The following is a 16,202-nucleotide window of genomic DNA, read 5'->3' as shown; positions in this document are numbered from 1 at the left end:
CGCTATATGCAAGACAACAACCTCTTGAAATGGTCAAGCGGTGCATCTTTTAATGAGCATACAAACTAAAAACAGGCACACTGCAACATAGTATGAAATCCGTCACAGAAAATCATGTATGTTTTTGTTATTTTTAGCAAAAAAAATGGCATTTCATCGGCCTTATGGCTGGCTGAAGTCTGGGATTATCTAGAAAAATATTGCTCTTGTCCTTCTGTCTAAAAATACAAAATGATACTCAATATTTATAAGCCCATGCTGACAAAAGCATGTCTGCCCATTGATGATTTTATGATGAAATTCGCCATACCTCAGTATCATCACATCAATTGTGCGAGAAAGGCAAGTTGAGATCAAAATACCAACCTCAAGCGTTTTTTAGATCTTTATACACGACCTTGAGTTCGTTCCAGCCATACGGCCTTGGTTTGGGGTTTCACAAATAAAGCAATAATTTCCGGGTGCAGCTGTTTAATCTGCGCTTCGATCCGGTTGACACAGGCTTCAATGTCATCAGAAGTTAAATCATCTTTAAATTCCAGACTCAATGATGCAATGACTTGCTGAGCGCCCATCTGCTCAGTCAATACCCCATTGGCACTGAAAACTGCCGCATCCTGTTGAGCAATGTTTAATACATCTTCACGCAGTTTTGGATCTGCCGTTTCACCCAGTAACAAACCTTTGGTTTCACGTGCCAGAAACCAGGCAGATACTGCCAGCACGATACCAATTAAAATCGATGCGGCACCGTCCAATTCAGGAATATTCAGTTGATGCGCCAGAAAAATACCAACCAGAGCAATCACCAAACCGACCAGGGCGGCAGTATCTTCAAATAACACGGTAAAGGTCGTTGGATCTTTACTGTGTCGAAATGCTTCAAAATATCCCAGATTTCCCTTTTGTTTACGAAAGGTTTTTAAAGCCACTGACCATGAAAATCCTTCAAAAAGAATCGCCAGACCCAGCACAATATAATTGATCAATGGATCCCGCATGACTTCAGGCTGAAGAATATGCTGTATCCCTTGATAGATGGACACGATCGCACCCAAGGCAAAAACCATCAATGCCACAATAAAAGCCCAAAAATACAGTTCACGCCCATAACCAAAAGGATGTTTGGCATTTGCCGGTTTTTCTGATTTTTTCATCCCATACAGCAGTAAAATTTCATTCAAGGTATCCACTACCGAATGAATTGCTTCACTGAACATGGCAGAGCTATTGGTTATATAGGACGCAACAAATTTAACCAGCGCAATCGCCAGATTACCAAATAGAGCTGCATAAACTACGATTTTATTGGATTCAGACATCCTGACACTGTCCTAAATAAGCTTGTGCAAGCTTGAATGATTTATGTATCAAAATCTTAATCATTTATTTTTGAAAGTTGTTTTACAAATTGTTGCTTAGTCGTGATCTCCCACGTTGTTGAATCACTTTACTCTCTACTCAAATAATAAAAGGGCTTTCGCCCTTTTGGTTTTTACAGTTTTAATGCTTGGAAAAATACTGTTCGCGCCACTCTTTCCAGAAATACATGATGATCCCGAACATCACCACAGCAATTCCCGCAAAAGCATGACTGCTGATAATTTCATGATTTAAGGTTGCTCCCAATACCAGAGCAATCACCGGCGTCATCACATTACTCAATGAGACAGTCGAAGCATTTAGACGGCGAATCAGCCAGAAATAACACAGCATTGCCACAATCGAGGACATGATCATGGTAAATACAAAACCAATCATTGCCTGTGTGCTAGGCAACTGAGTCGGCATATGTTGCCAGATAAAGGGTACCAAAATGACTGAACTCGCTGCGGAGACCAGCAATGAACCCGTCGCCTGCGACATCGGACTCAAGGGTGCACTGATCTGTTTAACCCAGAAGATCGAGCTGATGTAAGACACCATACTGATCAGCATTAACACCACACCCCAAGGATTAATTTTGCTGTCTGCCGAGTCGGCGAAAACAAAACACAAACCGGCGACGGCCACTGCCATGCCGAGCCATTGCAGCCAGATCAACTTATGGGTTTTTAAAATCACATGACCGATTAAACCGGCGATCAGCGGTGAAAAACCAAAAATCAGTGCCATCAATCCTGAGGTCAGATAATTGGCCGCCAGATAAATAAACAGCTGCGCGCCGATTAAATTCAAACTGCCTGCCAGATAACTTTTCATTGAAGTGCGGTCAAAAGGCAGCGGGTCGCGCATGATTTTCAACAGGAACAACGCAATAATCGAGGCACCAAAATAGCGAATGATCAGCACCCACATCGGGTGAATCTCGGCCACGCTCCAGACAATCGCCAGTGGCGTTGTCGCCCAGATCAGCACCAATAAAGCGTAAATACTTGCCGTGACCGGCAATGAAGATGAAGAACTCATAAGTCTCCTAAACGAGGCCAAGAAGTTCTGGATCAGCAACTTCAAAAATAGCGTATAGCGAATTCATGCTGAGATGAAGTTTTAATTTTTGATAAATTCATCAAGTTTCGTGCATAAAAAACAGACCTATGCAAAACATAGGTCTGTCCAAAGATATCTCAATACAACTTAAGCAATTTTGCGTAAGTCTTGCGCGATATCCAAATGTTTTTCAACATCAAACGCCGTATTTTTGCTGATCATTTTTTTCAAATGACGCATTTCTTTGGCTGCATTCACGGTAATCCCGCCAACGATCTGACCATCTGTCACACCATACATCACGAATGAATTGTCTGCACCTTTGGCTGCATCCATTTCACCACGGATATGCCATTCAGCTGCGGCCATATCGCCGACAAACTGGAAGTTTATATTCAGCTGATCCGTCCAGAACCAGGCCGGATTGGCTTTCGGATGTTCCACACCCATCACGTGACGCGCAAAGATGCCTGCCTGAAGGTTGGCATTTTCCCAAGTTTCAACGCGGCGGTGATTGCCACAGTCACGTAACTGAGTCGCAACATCACCCGCTGCATAAATGTCAGCATTCGAGGTTTGGCAGTGTTCATTGACTTTGATCGCAACATCAACATCCAGACCTGCATCTAGCGCAAGCTGTGCATTTGGCACGATTCCGATTCCGTAAACTACAGCATCAGCACGCAGTTCTTCACCGCCTTCCAGCGTTACCACGACTTCTTCACCATCTAAACGGCAATCTGCAATCTTGGTTTCAAGACGCACATCGACCTGGTTTTGACGATGCTGTTCCAGCAGGAATTCGCTCAGGATTTGTGGCGAACAACGACCCATGACCATCGGACCCATTTCGATCACAGTGACCTGACAGTCTTTGTAACGTGCTGAAGATGCCAGCTCAAGACCAATCACGCCACCACCAATCAGGATGATACGGCGACCGGCTTGAAGCACAGGCACCAGCGCTTGTGAATCTTCCAGGTTACGCAGGGTATAAACGTGTTTGCCCAAAGCATCGAAATTAGGCAAACGGCGCGCGGCGCCACCTGTTGCAAGCAAGAGTTTGTCGTAAGCAACAACATCACCGTTCAGGAGTTCAACCGTTTTCGCTTCGGCATTGATTTTCATCACGCCATTACCGCGAATTGTTTCCACCCCTAAATCTGCCAGTTTCTGTTCTGACAGGATTTCGATCTTGGTGTCTTCAGGTTTTAGAATTACATCTTTAGACAATGGTGGACGCTCATAAGGAAGATGGCTTTCATCACCAATCAAGGTAATTTTGCCTTCATACTTGTTGCCACGAAGTTCTAAAATTGCACTCGCACCTGCCTGGCCGGCACCCACAATCACGATGTTGTTTACATTGCTCATTTTATTAACCTTTTAACTCTGCAGATACGATACCGAAGCCGGCAATCCATTCGCTGATGTCTTCATAGCAATGCGTGGTCATTTCATACTCACCCATTTCGCTTAAGGCAGCGAAGGCAGCCATCCAAGAACGGACTTCCTGACCACCACGACCACCATCATGGCGGATTTCAGCTTCAGTCATCGCTTCTAATGTTGCAAAATCAGCATGCTTGAAGGTTTCTAGCAGGGCAATATCCCATTCAGCATTCAAAGGCATGGCAACTGACGTATCTCCTGCTGCCAGCTTTTGACCCACTGCAATAATCTTGGATTGACGTGCATGACGTGCTTCAGGCGTTGGATAACGGCCTGCAATCAGGAACTCTTCCACTTCAGGGGGTACAGCACCCATTTGTGGTGTTGGTGGATCATGTGACAGACCACCCGTACCTAAAACAAGCACACGCTCATTTTCAAGGTTTAAAGACTTGATATATTGACCCACAGCACGGCCCAAAGCGATGGTACGCTGGGTGGTTGGCATCGGTGCTGCAGCGCCATTAATAAAAATTGGAATCGTTGGATAACGGTCAAGTTTGCCTTCACACAGGAAATGTAAGGGCTGAGTCACGCCATGGTCGGCCTGCATACGGTAGGAGTAGGCAACATCCACACCTTCATCCAGTACACGTCGAACCAGATCTAATGCCTTGTCTTCAGGTACATCAATATGGTCATTGTCCTTGCCATAATCCCAGTCACCTGCGGCTTTGGCACGAATACCCACGCAGAAACTTGGCATCAGGTCATAGAAGAAACCATTAAAATGGTCAGGACCAAAAGTGATGATCAGGGTTGGGTCGTAAGCTTTTACTTCAGCAGAGAGTTTTTCAAAAGCAGCACGAACTTTTTGCTCTTTTGATTGATCTTGAGGTGAAGCAAGTTCCATTAAAGGACTGTGCGATGCACAAATAAGTTTAACGGCCATGAGAGACTCCTAGAAGGAAAGCAGCCCTGAGAGAAGAGGCTGCCGGTAAGTCCATTTGAATGAGACTAGATGTTTATTCGTCAAAGAAACCTGCACGTGGCTGACGTAGGCCACGAATACCCAAACCGCATTCTGCATTGATCAGAACACCAGTCAGAGGACGGTTATTTTGACGAGATGCCAACAGCACGTATGAACCGGTCATATCTTCCGGTTCAGGCAAGAAATTCAGTGGCATGCCACGTGCAATTTTCTCAGGATCACGTGCATCGAGCAGGCCCACATTTTCCTGACCGAGCGATGCCGCGCCTTTGATATTCACATTCATACCTGACGGTGCAACAGCGTTCACTCGTACTTTAGGCGCAAGCTCGTAAGCCAGTTCTTTCATAATCCCGACACCTGCATGCTTAGATGCAGTATATACAGGGCCTCCGCCAGCGGAGTACAGTGCCGAATTAGACAAAGTAAATATGATAGAACCTTCAGAAGCGATCAATGCATCCAGTGCAGCCTTCGCACCGAGGATCAGAGATTTGGTATTAATGCCCATAATCTCGTCAAAGGCTTTTTCCAGCTGCTCACCAGAGGTATTGACGATATCGGCATAGTGATCCCAAATACCGGCATTACCAACGAAACAATCGAGTTTACCGAAACGTTCCACAGTGGCTTGAACTGCACGAACGTTATCTGCATAGCTGGCTACATCACCTTCGATCGCAAGAACTTTTCCACCGAAGTGTTCATTTAATGCATCTACTTTAGCTTTTGAACGTTGAAGAACCGCAACTTGTGCACCTTCCTCAATAAAACGCTCGACCAAAGCCCAGCCTAAGCCTGAACCACCACCAGTAATAAGTGCAACTTCGCCCTGTAGCCAACCCATGCTTACTCTCCTGCCATCTCTACAAACAATTGACCATCTTCAACAATCACTGGGAATGTTTTGATTGGATCAGTTGCAGGTAGACACAATGCTTCACCTGTTTTTAAACAGAAACGTGCTGAATGCAATGGACATTCCACAGTACCGTCATCTTCAAGATAACCTTCAGACATAGAAGCATTACCATGACTGCATTTATCGTTCATAGCGAAGAATTCACCGCCATTGTTAAATACAGCCAGCGCTTCGATACCGTTTACGCCACAATCTACTTTTAACGCTTCGCCTTCGTCTAATTCGTCAACTTGGCAAACAAAAATCTTATTCATTAGAAGAACACACTCAAGTTATGTGAGCTATATGTCGCTTGATCAAGCGTGATCTTACGGTTGAAGATCTGGAAGCCGAGGCCACCTTCAACTTTACGGATCTTGTCATGGCGTTTACCGCAGTAAATGACAATGTCTTTCTCTTTTTGCGTACGATATAGCAAATAGGTTACGTACACGTCGTATTCGCCTTCAACTTCAGTTGGCTCTACGATCACGTTGCTCACCATGTGGGTGGTACGTGACGGAGGCTCTTCAGCCCAAGCCATACCGGTTTCCAGACGCGCTACACGACGCTCTAAAAGGTCTTTTGAATCGTTGAACACCCAAGTGGTAGGTGGTTCAACTGAACGACGACGGTCACGGGTTTGTGCGTTTGGTGTGGTACGTAGCGTGTAAGAAATATCTTCAGCTAACGTATCCAACCATTCGCGGAATTTCCAATCGTCTAGCAATTTTGCTTCGCGATACAGGAACTGACTAATTTGGTGATGAAGTTCTAAGCTGATTTGACTCATTTCATAAGCTCCTTCTCATATTCGTCAGCTGCTTTTTCCACGTCTTCCCATTTTTCATGGATCAATAAATCTGCCCAGCGGCGGTACATACCACGTGCTGCAGTTTCAGAGAAAATGTAGTTGGTGATACCCGGGATACCATCTTCACGTACTTTTTCGTTGCCTTTACCCATTTCCATAATGAGTTTATTTTGACGCGCTTTGTAACCACGTAAAACTTTTTGAATTTCAATCCAGTTCTCAGAGTCATCTTGCTCGAGGAAACCGGCTGGACCAAAGGCACGCGTTGCAGAACGTTCAAATGCTTCTTTCACTTCTTGAGATGCTTCAGCATCCGCAATACAGAATGCCCATACTTCGGTTTTGTTTGGACCACGTGGATGCCATACGCGAAGTGTTGCAGTACCGTTCAACCAAGACAAAGTTGGGAACATGGTGTTGTGACCTGCAAGACGCAGTGCACGAGTCTCGCCTAGGCGCTCTTTAACTTCGTCGTAAGTTTCACGGAAGTAGTTGGCAACTTCACCGTCAACCCATACGTTTGCGTCTGGTTTCTCTGTGAAGAAGAAGCCTGAACCATGACCACGTGAACCGTACTGGATCGCGTCTTTGGCAGTTTCCCAAACTGGACGAGCCGTTTGTGCAGCACCTAATTTCTTAGAAGATTCGTCGTCTGGTTTCGCGCCCAATACTTGGATCGCAGAAGCGTGAGAGAACAAGGCGTGGTATTGGTCAGATGCGAACTGTTCAGCCGCAAATTTCCAGTTACACTCGATTTCCCACTTGTGGACACCACCGATAATTTCTGTACCACCTGGACGACGGTCAACAACGCCATCTAAGTACCAAGCGATATCGCCCATGTATTCTTCAAGATCAGGTGTGGTTTCATCCCAACAAGCGAATACCAAGCCTTTGTAAGACTTCACACGATTCACTTCAACCAGACCCCATTGCTCTTTACATGCACCATGTGGGTAAGCACGATCTTCAAGCGGGATATCTTTTAAAGAACCGTCAATGCCGTATGACCAGCCGTGGTACGGGCAAGTAAATGCACGGGTATTACCACAGTCAGCGAAGCTTACACGCATAGAACGGTGACGGCACTGGTTTAAAAATGCTTTGATTGAGCCATCTTTTTGACGTGCCACAATGATTGGATCTTCGCCCATGTAGGTGTTGAAGAAATCACCAGCCTTAGGAATTTGGCTTTCATGGCAAAGGAATAACCAAGTACGACCGAAAACACGTTCGAGTTCTAATTCGTAAATGTCAGGATCTGTATAAATAGATGGCGTAATACGTCCATTTTGTGCATCGACTAAAGCATCGATTTCGCGCACATCAATTTTTCCACTCATGAAAAGCTCTCCTGTGACCTATCTTTGGCACAAAGTAATAGACTCAACTTTTCAACGATGATGGATTTGACAGCGTTTTTCGGGAAATATTTTTTTTGTTTCAATTAAGAGCTTAAAGCAATTATTAAGCACGTGAATTTTTATATTAAAACATCTATTAATTCCGCCAGAGCATTTAGTTTATGAATGGGAAAATAATCTTCACGACATAGTTGTTTATAGATTATACTTTGAGGAAATTATAGTAAGACATTTTTTGGATTACTCTTTGGGTTGATGACATGGAATTACGACACCTTCGCTACTTTATCACCGTTGCTGAAGAGCTCAATTTTAGTAAGGCAGCACTTAAACTTTATACGGCTCAACCCTCACTTAGCCAGCAAATCAAAGACCTGGAAGAAGATGTCGGGGTAAAGCTACTCAACCGAACCAAACGTAAAGTAGAGCTGACCGAAGAAGGCGCCGTATTCCTGGAACAGGCTCGTCTCACCCTGGCACAGGCGGACAAAGCCGTTGCCATGGCACGTCAGGTGTCACAGGCCAAGCAGCAAATGCTCCGCATCGGTTTTGTACCGGTGGCCGAGATGAAAATCTTCCCGTATATCTTGCCAAATCTACGTGTACAGAACTCGGATTTAAAAATTGAACTGCTCAGCCTGAACAACAATGAGCAAATGCGTTTGTTAAAAAAAGGTGATCTAGATCTGACATTTACCCGTCATAATTTCAATAGTGATGAAATTGAAAGCCAGTTCGTGATTCGTGAACCGCTGATTTTTCTCCTGCCTAAAGATCATCCCTTAGCAAAATACGAAAGAATTCCTGTTAAAGCATTGAATGGTATTGATTTTATTATTCCATCAGCAGAGCAGTCCTTGACCCTGAACCAGGCTATTCTGGACTTTGCCAAAGCCAACGGCATTGAACTCAATATCGTGCAAAAGGCCGATAATATTTTATTTAATATCAACTCGATCGGAATGGGCCTAGGCTGTACCATTTTGCCTGGCTATATTGCACCACTAACCATGGATAATACCGTGATTCGTCCGCTGGACGTGGAGTTGCCCTATTTAGACCTGTATGTCAGCTACCATAAAAACAACAAATCCTATGTCGTGAGCAAATTTCTTGAGCTTTTGACCCGTGTGTTCTATCTGGATATTAACCGTAGCGAACAAAATTAATCCTATTTCTTCCCTGCATTAGGCATATGCCATTCAACTTATGATAGGCATGTGCTTTTTTTGTTTTATTATTTTATGCTTAAGAATCCATTTTTAATTCTATTTTATAATAAAGAATCTATTTCTGGCGCTTAAATTTTTCACTTGCCCTTGACCCAAATTGTGTATTTTTAGCTCTAAATGTACTGCATTTACCACTTAAGTCTAATAAAGTTTCATTCGGATTTTTCTCAGTTTAAATAGCTCAAGCCTATAAAAATTATTAGATTTTTATATTTATTCAAATAAATGAGAATCAAACTCACTTAGGTGCGCTACCTTAAATATTTCCGATATAAAAAAGGATGACCAAAGCCATCCTTTTTTAAAACTGTATCAAACTTATTTTACGCCATGAACAGCCAGGTAGTTTTTGATCACAGTGTTGAACTCATCTGCTTTTTCAACTTGAGACCAGTGACCGCATTGGCTGAAGATATGTGCATCAGCATTTGGCACGATGTTCAGGATGTCCCAAGTACGAGAAACCGGAATCACCACGTCTTGCGTACCATGAATCAATAGTACAGGCACAGTAATGTCTTTCATTTTTTCGAAGTCTAATGGGAATTCGAAACGGTCACGGTCACGTGCGCCAACCACATCCATTAAACGATTTGATGCATAGTCATTTGCAGCAGAAGCAAAACGTACTTTTACCAGTTCATCAGTAATCAGGTCTTTGTTTACGACAAACATAGAAAGGGTTTTCTTGATTCCTTCTTCTGTAAGAACTGGGTTTGCGTGAGCTTTAAGTGCAGCTGTCTGTTTCGCACCGCCCGTACCCATAGACACGATACCCAAAATACGATCTGGATAATCCAATGCCATCTGGAATGCTAACCAGCCACCCAGAGAGTTACCGACCAACCAGGTTTTTTCGATACCCAAAGCGTCTAGCGTACGGATCGCATGATCTACCCAGGCACGGATACCATATTCAGTACCCGGTGCAACTACAGTCTGGCCATAACCAATGGTATCAATCGCGATACAACGCGCCTGCTCACCAATTTGTGGCAGGTTTAACCACCAGTTTGCCGCAGCCGATACACCCGTACCTGAACCGTGTAAAAATAGAATAGGCGTACCTTCACCAATTTCGTGGTAATGGGTCAACTCGCCTTCAGCGGTTTCAATCCATTTATCTTCTAAGCCAAAGAATGGATCTGTTTGATAGTCAGGGATTTGAACAGTGCTCATATTGCTTCCTCTTACAGTCTTTCGCTTGCGTGTCCCTCTATTTTCAAGAATTCGACGTCAAGTTGACTCATTAAAATGACTTGTGTACACCCTTATATTAACCGCTCAGCCGCAGCAAACTGATACAAAATTACGATTGCACCCTACAAAATAGATATAATTTAAGTATTTGTTTTATATATCAATTTAAAATAAAACCCTACTCAATCTAAGCCTTTAATGCAACAATGGAACGCTTAAACCAAAAAGCAGCCAGAAGACTGACTGCTTTTAAAATATACGGGTATTAGAATTTATGGGTATAAGTGGTGGCGACACGGTATTCTTGCAGGTCTGGTTTTGCTGGATTGGCAAAATTCACATCAATATACATCGCCTGTACACCCAAACCTTTTAATTTACCTTCTGGCACAGTGTAGTTCACGATGGCATTCACTTCATCCGTATTGAAGTTCTGACCTTGATACGCCCCAGTACCTTTCTGATCATAACCTTTGAAATATACTGCTGTTGCGTTTAGGCCTTTTGCACCCATTTCAGAGAAGTCATAGCCATAAGAAACACTCCATGACTTTTCTTCTGGTGCGGTAAAGGTCGCTACCCCCCAGTTCGCCAGATAAGGCTGTGGCACCCAGCCACCCAATGTCGGGAATGCACTATCACCAAACATTTGCTGGTAACCCACACCTACGCTATGTGCACCATGATTCACTTTTGCAGCGACAGATAATGCCTGGTTATCGATCTCACCATACAGCTTGTCACCTGACTCCGAGTTATCGAAGTAACGAATGTGGCTATCTAATTTGGTTTTTTCACCGAGCGCAGTTTTGTAATTTACCCCCAGATAATGCTGTTGGTAAATGTCTTGAACATCGGCATACCAGTAGCTCGCCCCTACTTCTTTAGTAAGCTGGTGGTCTACACCCGCAATCCACATGCCATCAGCTTCAGCACCCGTATCATAGAAACTTGGTGGAGCAAATTTAGTTAAGTCACGGAACTGGTTGTCATAACGGTTGTTAATACCATCAATATACGCCAGAGTTAACTTGGTATCCTTAAGGTCTTTAGACTCTAACCAAGCGCCACTATAAGTCGTTAATAACTGACGGGATGGATCGAATACCAAGACTGGAGATACCGGCAATAACTCACCGACTTTCAGCTCAGTTTGTGAAACTTTGGCTTTTAAGGTCGCGCCGACTTTACCGAAATGATCTTTTGATTCTTTGCCATCGTGCGGTAAAACCCAGTCCGGATTTTTATCATGGCCGTTGAGTTTGACTGCATGTTGCACCAGTACATCAGCACCAACCTGCACACCACCACCGATATCGTGATAACCGGACTTGGCATCCAGAGTCACCCCTTGTGACCAAGAACCCCAGTTACGTGATGAATAGTCATCTTGATACTGACGGTCTAGATAAAAGTTTTTAAATTTGAGTTGAACATTGCTGTCGTCAATAAAGTCTGCATTCGTTGCAGTTGTCCCTAAAGTTGCTGTCGCAGCAAGCATTGCAATCCATAAATTGTGACGACGCATGATGAGTTCCCCCATTCAGCTGATAAAATCCATGCAGCCATCATGCGCAAGTCGGTTTAAATAAAAAATCCGACCACAGTATTAAACTTTTGCTCTTTTAGCTCTGCATATTCCGGGCCCAGATTTAAGCACTCAATCTCTTAGATTTTAAACCGATTAATGAAAATAAAAATTTGACCAGATATTTAATTCAAATTTCTGTTTCCTTTATTAATAAGCGCAATTTTTTTAAAAACTTTAAGATAATATTTTTTATTTATCGTTTTTATGTTTAAGGAAAAAATTAAACTGAAATAATCTTCACATAGCACTATAACTAAAATATCTGAGATCAGAGTTTTAATATATTATTAAATCTACTTCATAATAAAAAAGCATCCAAATCGGATGCTTTTTTATTAGCCTTATTTTAATACGAATGCATTAAAAATTAAGCTTGTAACTCGCGCGCTTTAGACATGGTTAATGCCAGGTCTTCAATCATGTCTTCCTGACCACCTACCGTACCACGGCGACCCAGTTCCATCAGGATTTCACGTGCAGATACGCCATATTTCGCTTCAGCGCGTTTAGCAAACAACAGGAATGACGAGTAAACACCCGCATAACCTAAAGTAGCCGCATCACGGTCTGCACGAATTGGGTTGTGCATCATTGGAATCACTAGATCTTCAGCAACATCTTGTACTTTGAACAAGTCAACGCCAGTGTCCATACCCATACGGTTTGCCACAGCGATAAACAGTTCAAGTGGTGTGTTACCCGCACCAGCACCTAAACCTGCAGATGCCAAGTCAACACGTACCGCACCTGCTTGAACTGCAGCAACAGTATTCGATACACCCATCCCTAAGTTGTGGTGACCGTGGAAACCTAGCTCAATGCTTGAATCCAAGTGTTGACGTAAATGACCCACACGGTCGATCACGTCTTGAGGAAGCATATAACCTGCAGAGTCTGTTACGTAAATACAGTTTGCACCGTAAGACACCATCTTGTTTGCTTCTTCAAGCAGTTTTTCAGGCGTCGCCATATGCGCCAGCATTAAGAAACCGACGGTGTCCATTTCTAGTTTACGTGCAGCGGTGATGTGCTGTTCAGAACAATCCGCTTCAGTACAATGCGTCGCCACACGAATGGTAGAAACACCAATTTCATGTGCCATTTTCAAATGGTCAACTGTACCGATACCAGGGAGAAGTAATGCAGATATTTTTGCATTCTTCATACGTGGCACAACAGCAGATAAATATTCTTCATCCGTTGCAGCAGCAAAACCGTAGTTCACTGATGAACCACCCAGGCCGTCACCATGCGTTACTTCAATTAAAGGTACGCCAGCATCATCAAGTGCGGTTGAAATTGCAATCATTTGCTCAACAGTCGTTTGATGGCGCTGCGGGTGCATACCATCACGCAAAGTCATATCATGAACAATAATCTTAGACATTTTGGTATTCCTTTAAGCTTCAGCGGTGTTGAACACGTGTTCTGCGAACATTTCTGCAGTACGTGCAGCTGCTGCAGTCATAATATCAAGGTTGCCTGCGTATTTCGGCAGGAAGTCACCCAGACCTTCAACTTCCAAGTAAATTGATACGCGGTTGCCATCAAATACCGGACCATTTACCAGCTTGTAACCTGGTACGTATTTTTGAACTTCCTTGATCATGGCATGTACAGATTCAGTAATCGCTGCCTGATCCGGCTCACCTTCAACCAAGCAATGTACTGTGTCACGCATCATTAAAGGTGGCTCAGCCGGATTAATGATAATGATCGCTTTACCTTGTTTCGCGCCGCCGACTTTCTCGATTGCACCCGCAGTGGTACGTGTGAATTCATCAATGTTTTTACGCGTTCCCGGACCAACCGACTTAGTCGATACAGTTGCAATGATTTCGCCGTATTCAACAGGTTGAACGCGAGAAACCGCAGCCACCATCGGAATCGTTGCCTGACCGCCACATGTCACCATGTTCACGTTTGGTACTTCGCCCGCTTGTAGCAATGCTTCAAGGTTGACTGGTGGTACACAAAATGGACCAATCGCAGCAGGCGTTAAGTCGATCATCAACACGCCAAGTTCATTCAGCTTGCGGCTGTTTTCAGCATGGACATAGGCAGAAGTTGCATCGAATGCAATTTTGATGTCATCAGCAATCACATGAGGAAGCAGACCATCGACACCTTCAGCTGTGGTTTTTAAACCCATTTTCGCAGCACGCGCCAAACCTTCAGAAGTCGGGTCAATCCCCACCATCCAAACAGGCTCTAACCATTCGCTACGTTGTAATTTATAAAGCAAATCAGTACCAATATTCCCTGGACCGATCATTGCACATTTAATCTTTTTCATGAATGTACTCTCTTGGAATCTTGATTATTCAGCAGCGAATGCAGCGGTTACTGAACCGAAGCCTTCAATTTCAACCTTGAATTCATCACCTGGTTGCGCCACAACCATTGGACCTAAAGCACCCGTCAAGATGATGTCGCCTTTTAAAAGCGGACGGCCACGACGCACCATTTCATCTGCAAGCCAAACAGCAGCATTCAATGGGTTTGCAAGACATGCTTTACCCACGCCTTGAGAAACGACTTCCTCACCGCGCGTCATCACCATCTTGCAGTTCACAAGATCAAGTTTTTCTAACTTAACCGGCTGAGAACCCAAGACAAATGCAGCAGAAGATGCGTTATCCGCCACAGTATCAATCAGGCTAATTTTCCAGTTTTCGATACGGCTATCGACCACTTCAATTGCAGGCAGTGCATAATCAGTTGCGCTGATAATGTCTGCATACGTGTGTTTTTCTTTGGTTAAATCCTGGTTAATCACCAATGCGATTTCTGCTTCAACTTTCGGCTGAATCAGAAGGCCGGCTGGAATTGCTTCACCATCGCCATAAGCCATATCGGCAAATAACATACCGAAATCCGGCTGATCTACACCCAGTTGCGCTTGAACGACTTTAGACGTCAAACCGATTTTACGACCCACCAGACGGCGACCTTCAGACAAAGCACGCTCGGTATTCACTTCCTGAACGGCATAGGCGATATCTACGTCAGCACTTTCACCGCCAAGTTCCGGGCGAATCGGTGCAATCGCAGTTTGTGATAATTCAGCGCTACGAAGTGCTTGTGCAACTGATTCAACAACAGCAGAATTCGACATCAATGTTTCCTTAAACTGCAAAAATTAGGCTTATGCCGGGATCTAAGAGGGACAGAAAATAGGGACATGATCAGGCTGATCATCCGCATGGACTGCCTTTCTCAGAGCGAGCATAGGAATAAACAGTTTTAGGATGGGAAAAATCCGGCGTTTGTGCCAATAGTTATTTTATTTTTTGCTATAGCTATTATCTATAAGAATAATTTATAAAAAACGAAATAAAACAAAATCTTATTATTTAAAACACATCTCTATTTAGCAAAATAACTGCCGTAATATGACCGAATAAAATCAGTACAATTACGACTTTAGACTAAAAGATAAGAACCAGCGCTTAAATCTGCCGCATTCCCCAGCCAATTTAAACCGGGGAAATACATTCCTTGCACTGCAACCAAGATACTGGATTAAACTGCTGGTTTCCATTGGACTTTAGCCAACAATGCACTATGCAAAGCAGCCACATCATCCACGATACAGACTGGATTAAATTGAGCCAAAAGTTCAGGCGCATGTACGCCATAACTTACGCCAACACTTGGCATGGCAATATTTTGCGCCATTTCCAGATCATAAGACGTATCACCGACCATGATGGCATGTTCAGCCTGCACACCGGTTTCCGCCAGAATTTCTTCTAACATTAATGGATGAGGTTTAGAATGGGTTTCGCTGGCTGCGCGCGTAGTCACAAACAGCTCCTCACTGTTCGTCTGTTTCAATACACGATCCAGACCTTTACGACTTTTACCTGTAGCAACAGCCAGCTTTACGCCTTGCTGCTGTAAATCTGCGAGCATGTGCGCTACGCCTTCAAACCAGGAATCTCCTGACGAGTTGGCAACATAATGGTCGGAATAAGCCTGCAAAATATCCGTATGTAATTCTGGTACTGCCGGGAATAAACGCTGCGCGACTTCAGGCAAACCTAGGCCAATAATGCTTTTGGCATCTGCATTCGTTAAAGGCTGCTGAAATTGCTGTGCGGCAAACTGCAAACTCGCCACGATTTGACCAACTGAATCAAATAAAGTGCCATCCCAATCAAAAATGACCAATTTTGCAGGTGAGTTCATATAAGGTTTCCTAGATTTGATTCAGTCTTGACGTCCTCTCCTACAAGGAGAGAGATTTTTTCATTCTTAAGCCAATGACTTTATTAAAAG

The 16,202-nt window shown here is 43.8% G+C and carries 15 protein-coding genes; 1 reads left to right on the top strand and 14 read right to left on the bottom strand.

The features are described from left to right. Positions 1-386: 386 nt before the first annotated feature. The 8 genes from F995_RS13775 to hcaE all read right to left on the bottom strand — a co-directional run bounded on the left by F995_RS13775 (position 387) and on the right by hcaE (position 7,874). Positions 387-1,322, bottom strand: coding sequence for a cation diffusion facilitator family transporter (locus tag F995_RS13775; protein WP_004647370.1), 936 nt, complete (start codon positions 1,320-1,322; stop codon positions 387-389). A gap of 181 nt (positions 1,323-1,503) precedes the next feature. Continuing rightward, complete coding sequence (locus tag F995_RS13770) at positions 1,504-2,409, bottom strand: DMT family transporter (protein ID WP_004647369.1); 906 nt, start codon at positions 2,407-2,409, stop codon at positions 1,504-1,506. Between the two features lie 168 nt (positions 2,410-2,577). Beyond that, entirely contained in the window at positions 2,578-3,804 is a 1,227-nt protein-coding gene (gene hcaD, locus F995_RS13765) for a 3-phenylpropionate/cinnamic acid dioxygenase ferredoxin--NAD(+) reductase subunit (protein WP_004647367.1), read from the bottom strand. 4 nt (positions 3,805-3,808) lie between these two features. Next, positions 3,809-4,774, bottom strand: coding sequence for a 3-carboxyethylcatechol 2,3-dioxygenase (locus F995_RS13760; RefSeq protein ID WP_004647366.1), 966 nt, complete (start codon positions 4,772-4,774; stop codon positions 3,809-3,811). Between the two features lie 73 nt (positions 4,775-4,847). Next, positions 4,848-5,663 (bottom strand): 3-phenylpropionate-dihydrodiol/cinnamic acid-dihydrodiol dehydrogenase, encoded by an 816-nt coding sequence (gene hcaB, locus F995_RS13755; RefSeq protein ID WP_004278515.1) that lies wholly within the window; start codon positions 5,661-5,663, stop codon positions 4,848-4,850. Between the two features lie 2 nt (positions 5,664-5,665). Next, a complete protein-coding gene (gene hcaC / locus F995_RS13750) occupies positions 5,666-5,992 on the bottom strand; it encodes a 3-phenylpropionate/cinnamic acid dioxygenase ferredoxin subunit (protein WP_004278517.1) in 327 nt (108 codons plus the stop codon). Further along, entirely contained in the window at positions 5,992-6,510 is a 519-nt protein-coding gene (hcaF, locus tag F995_RS13745) for a 3-phenylpropionate/cinnamic acid dioxygenase subunit beta (RefSeq protein ID WP_004647365.1), read from the bottom strand. The genes hcaC and hcaF overlap by 1 nt, the downstream gene beginning before the upstream one ends. Beyond that, a complete protein-coding gene (hcaE, locus tag F995_RS13740) occupies positions 6,507-7,874 on the bottom strand; it encodes a 3-phenylpropionate/cinnamic acid dioxygenase subunit alpha (protein ID WP_004278520.1) in 1,368 nt (455 codons plus the stop codon). The genes hcaF and hcaE overlap by 4 nt, the downstream gene beginning before the upstream one ends. Before the next feature lie 281 nt (positions 7,875-8,155). Here hcaE and hcaR point away from each other — a divergent pair, with 281 nt between their 5' ends. Beyond that, entirely contained in the window at positions 8,156-9,064 is a 909-nt protein-coding gene (gene hcaR, locus F995_RS13735) for a DNA-binding transcriptional regulator HcaR (protein WP_004278522.1), read from the top strand. A gap of 381 nt (positions 9,065-9,445) precedes the next feature. Here hcaR and F995_RS13730 read toward each other — a convergent pair whose 3' ends face one another. The 6 genes from F995_RS13730 to F995_RS13705 all read right to left on the bottom strand — a co-directional run bounded on the left by F995_RS13730 (position 9,446) and on the right by F995_RS13705 (position 16,112). Then, positions 9,446-10,306 (bottom strand): alpha/beta fold hydrolase, encoded by an 861-nt coding sequence (locus tag F995_RS13730; RefSeq protein ID WP_004278523.1) that lies wholly within the window; start codon positions 10,304-10,306, stop codon positions 9,446-9,448. A 286-nt stretch (positions 10,307-10,592) separates the two neighbouring features. Then, on the bottom strand, positions 10,593-11,855 hold the full coding sequence (locus F995_RS13725; protein ID WP_004647364.1) for an OprD family outer membrane porin: 1,263 nt from the start codon (positions 11,853-11,855) through the stop codon (positions 10,593-10,595). A gap of 430 nt (positions 11,856-12,285) precedes the next feature. Continuing rightward, a complete protein-coding gene (dmpG, locus tag F995_RS13720; protein ID WP_004647363.1) occupies positions 12,286-13,305 on the bottom strand; it encodes a 4-hydroxy-2-oxovalerate aldolase in 1,020 nt (339 codons plus the stop codon). Positions 13,306-13,317: 12 nt separating this feature from the next. Next, on the bottom strand, positions 13,318-14,214 hold the full coding sequence (locus tag F995_RS13715; RefSeq protein ID WP_004647362.1) for an acetaldehyde dehydrogenase (acetylating): 897 nt from the start codon (positions 14,212-14,214) through the stop codon (positions 13,318-13,320). Between the two features lie 24 nt (positions 14,215-14,238). Continuing rightward, positions 14,239-15,036 (bottom strand): 2-keto-4-pentenoate hydratase, encoded by a 798-nt coding sequence (locus F995_RS13710; RefSeq protein WP_004647361.1) that lies wholly within the window; start codon positions 15,034-15,036, stop codon positions 14,239-14,241. A 407-nt stretch (positions 15,037-15,443) separates the two neighbouring features. After that, positions 15,444-16,112: an HAD-IA family hydrolase gene (locus tag F995_RS13705; protein ID WP_004278528.1), complete on the bottom strand. Its 669-nt coding sequence runs from the start codon at positions 16,110-16,112 to the stop codon at positions 15,444-15,446. Positions 16,113-16,202 lie beyond the last annotated feature (90 nt).

Origin of the sequence: Acinetobacter sp. CIP A162 (assembly GCF_000367905.1) — a bacterium.
Taxonomy (GTDB): Bacteria; Pseudomonadota; Gammaproteobacteria; order Pseudomonadales; family Moraxellaceae; genus Acinetobacter; species Acinetobacter lwoffii.
The sequence above is the reverse complement of the archived record's forward strand: the minus strand, read 5'-3'. Positions and strand labels throughout refer to the sequence as shown.

What these genes read in the sequence shown, in the direction of transcription:
- F995_RS13775 (WP_004647370.1), bottom strand. Translation starts at nt 1,322, where the DNA reads ATGTCTGAATCCAATAAAATCGTAGTTTATGCAGCTCTATTTGGTAAT.
- F995_RS13770 (WP_004647369.1), bottom strand. Translation starts at nt 2,409, where the DNA reads ATGAGTTCTTCATCTTCATTGCCGGTCACGGCAAGTATTTACGCTTTA.
- hcaD (WP_004647367.1), bottom strand. Translation starts at nt 3,804, where the DNA reads ATGAGCAATGTAAACAACATCGTGATTGTGGGTGCCGGCCAGGCAGGT.
- F995_RS13760 (WP_004647366.1), bottom strand. Translation starts at nt 4,774, where the DNA reads ATGGCCGTTAAACTTATTTGTGCATCGCACAGTCCTTTAATGGAACTT.
- hcaB (WP_004278515.1), bottom strand. Translation starts at nt 5,663, where the DNA reads ATGGGTTGGCTACAGGGCGAAGTTGCACTTATTACTGGTGGTGGTTCA.
- hcaC (WP_004278517.1), bottom strand. Translation starts at nt 5,992, where the DNA reads ATGAATAAGATTTTTGTTTGCCAAGTTGACGAATTAGACGAAGGCGAA.
- hcaF (WP_004647365.1), bottom strand. Translation starts at nt 6,510, where the DNA reads ATGAGTCAAATCAGCTTAGAACTTCATCACCAAATTAGTCAGTTCCTG.
- hcaE (WP_004278520.1), bottom strand. Translation starts at nt 7,874, where the DNA reads ATGAGTGGAAAAATTGATGTGCGCGAAATCGATGCTTTAGTCGATGCA.
- hcaR (WP_004278522.1), top strand. Translation starts at nt 8,156, where the DNA reads ATGGAATTACGACACCTTCGCTACTTTATCACCGTTGCTGAAGAGCTC.
- F995_RS13730 (WP_004278523.1), bottom strand. Translation starts at nt 10,306, where the DNA reads ATGAGCACTGTTCAAATCCCTGACTATCAAACAGATCCATTCTTTGGC.
- F995_RS13725 (WP_004647364.1), bottom strand. Translation starts at nt 11,855, where the DNA reads ATGCGTCGTCACAATTTATGGATTGCAATGCTTGCTGCGACAGCAACT.
- dmpG (WP_004647363.1), bottom strand. Translation starts at nt 13,305, where the DNA reads ATGTCTAAGATTATTGTTCATGATATGACTTTGCGTGATGGTATGCAC.
- F995_RS13715 (WP_004647362.1), bottom strand. Translation starts at nt 14,214, where the DNA reads ATGAAAAAGATTAAATGTGCAATGATCGGTCCAGGGAATATTGGTACT.
- F995_RS13710 (WP_004647361.1), bottom strand. Translation starts at nt 15,036, where the DNA reads ATGTCGAATTCTGCTGTTGTTGAATCAGTTGCACAAGCACTTCGTAGC.
- F995_RS13705 (WP_004278528.1), bottom strand. Translation starts at nt 16,112, where the DNA reads ATGAACTCACCTGCAAAATTGGTCATTTTTGATTGGGATGGCACTTTA.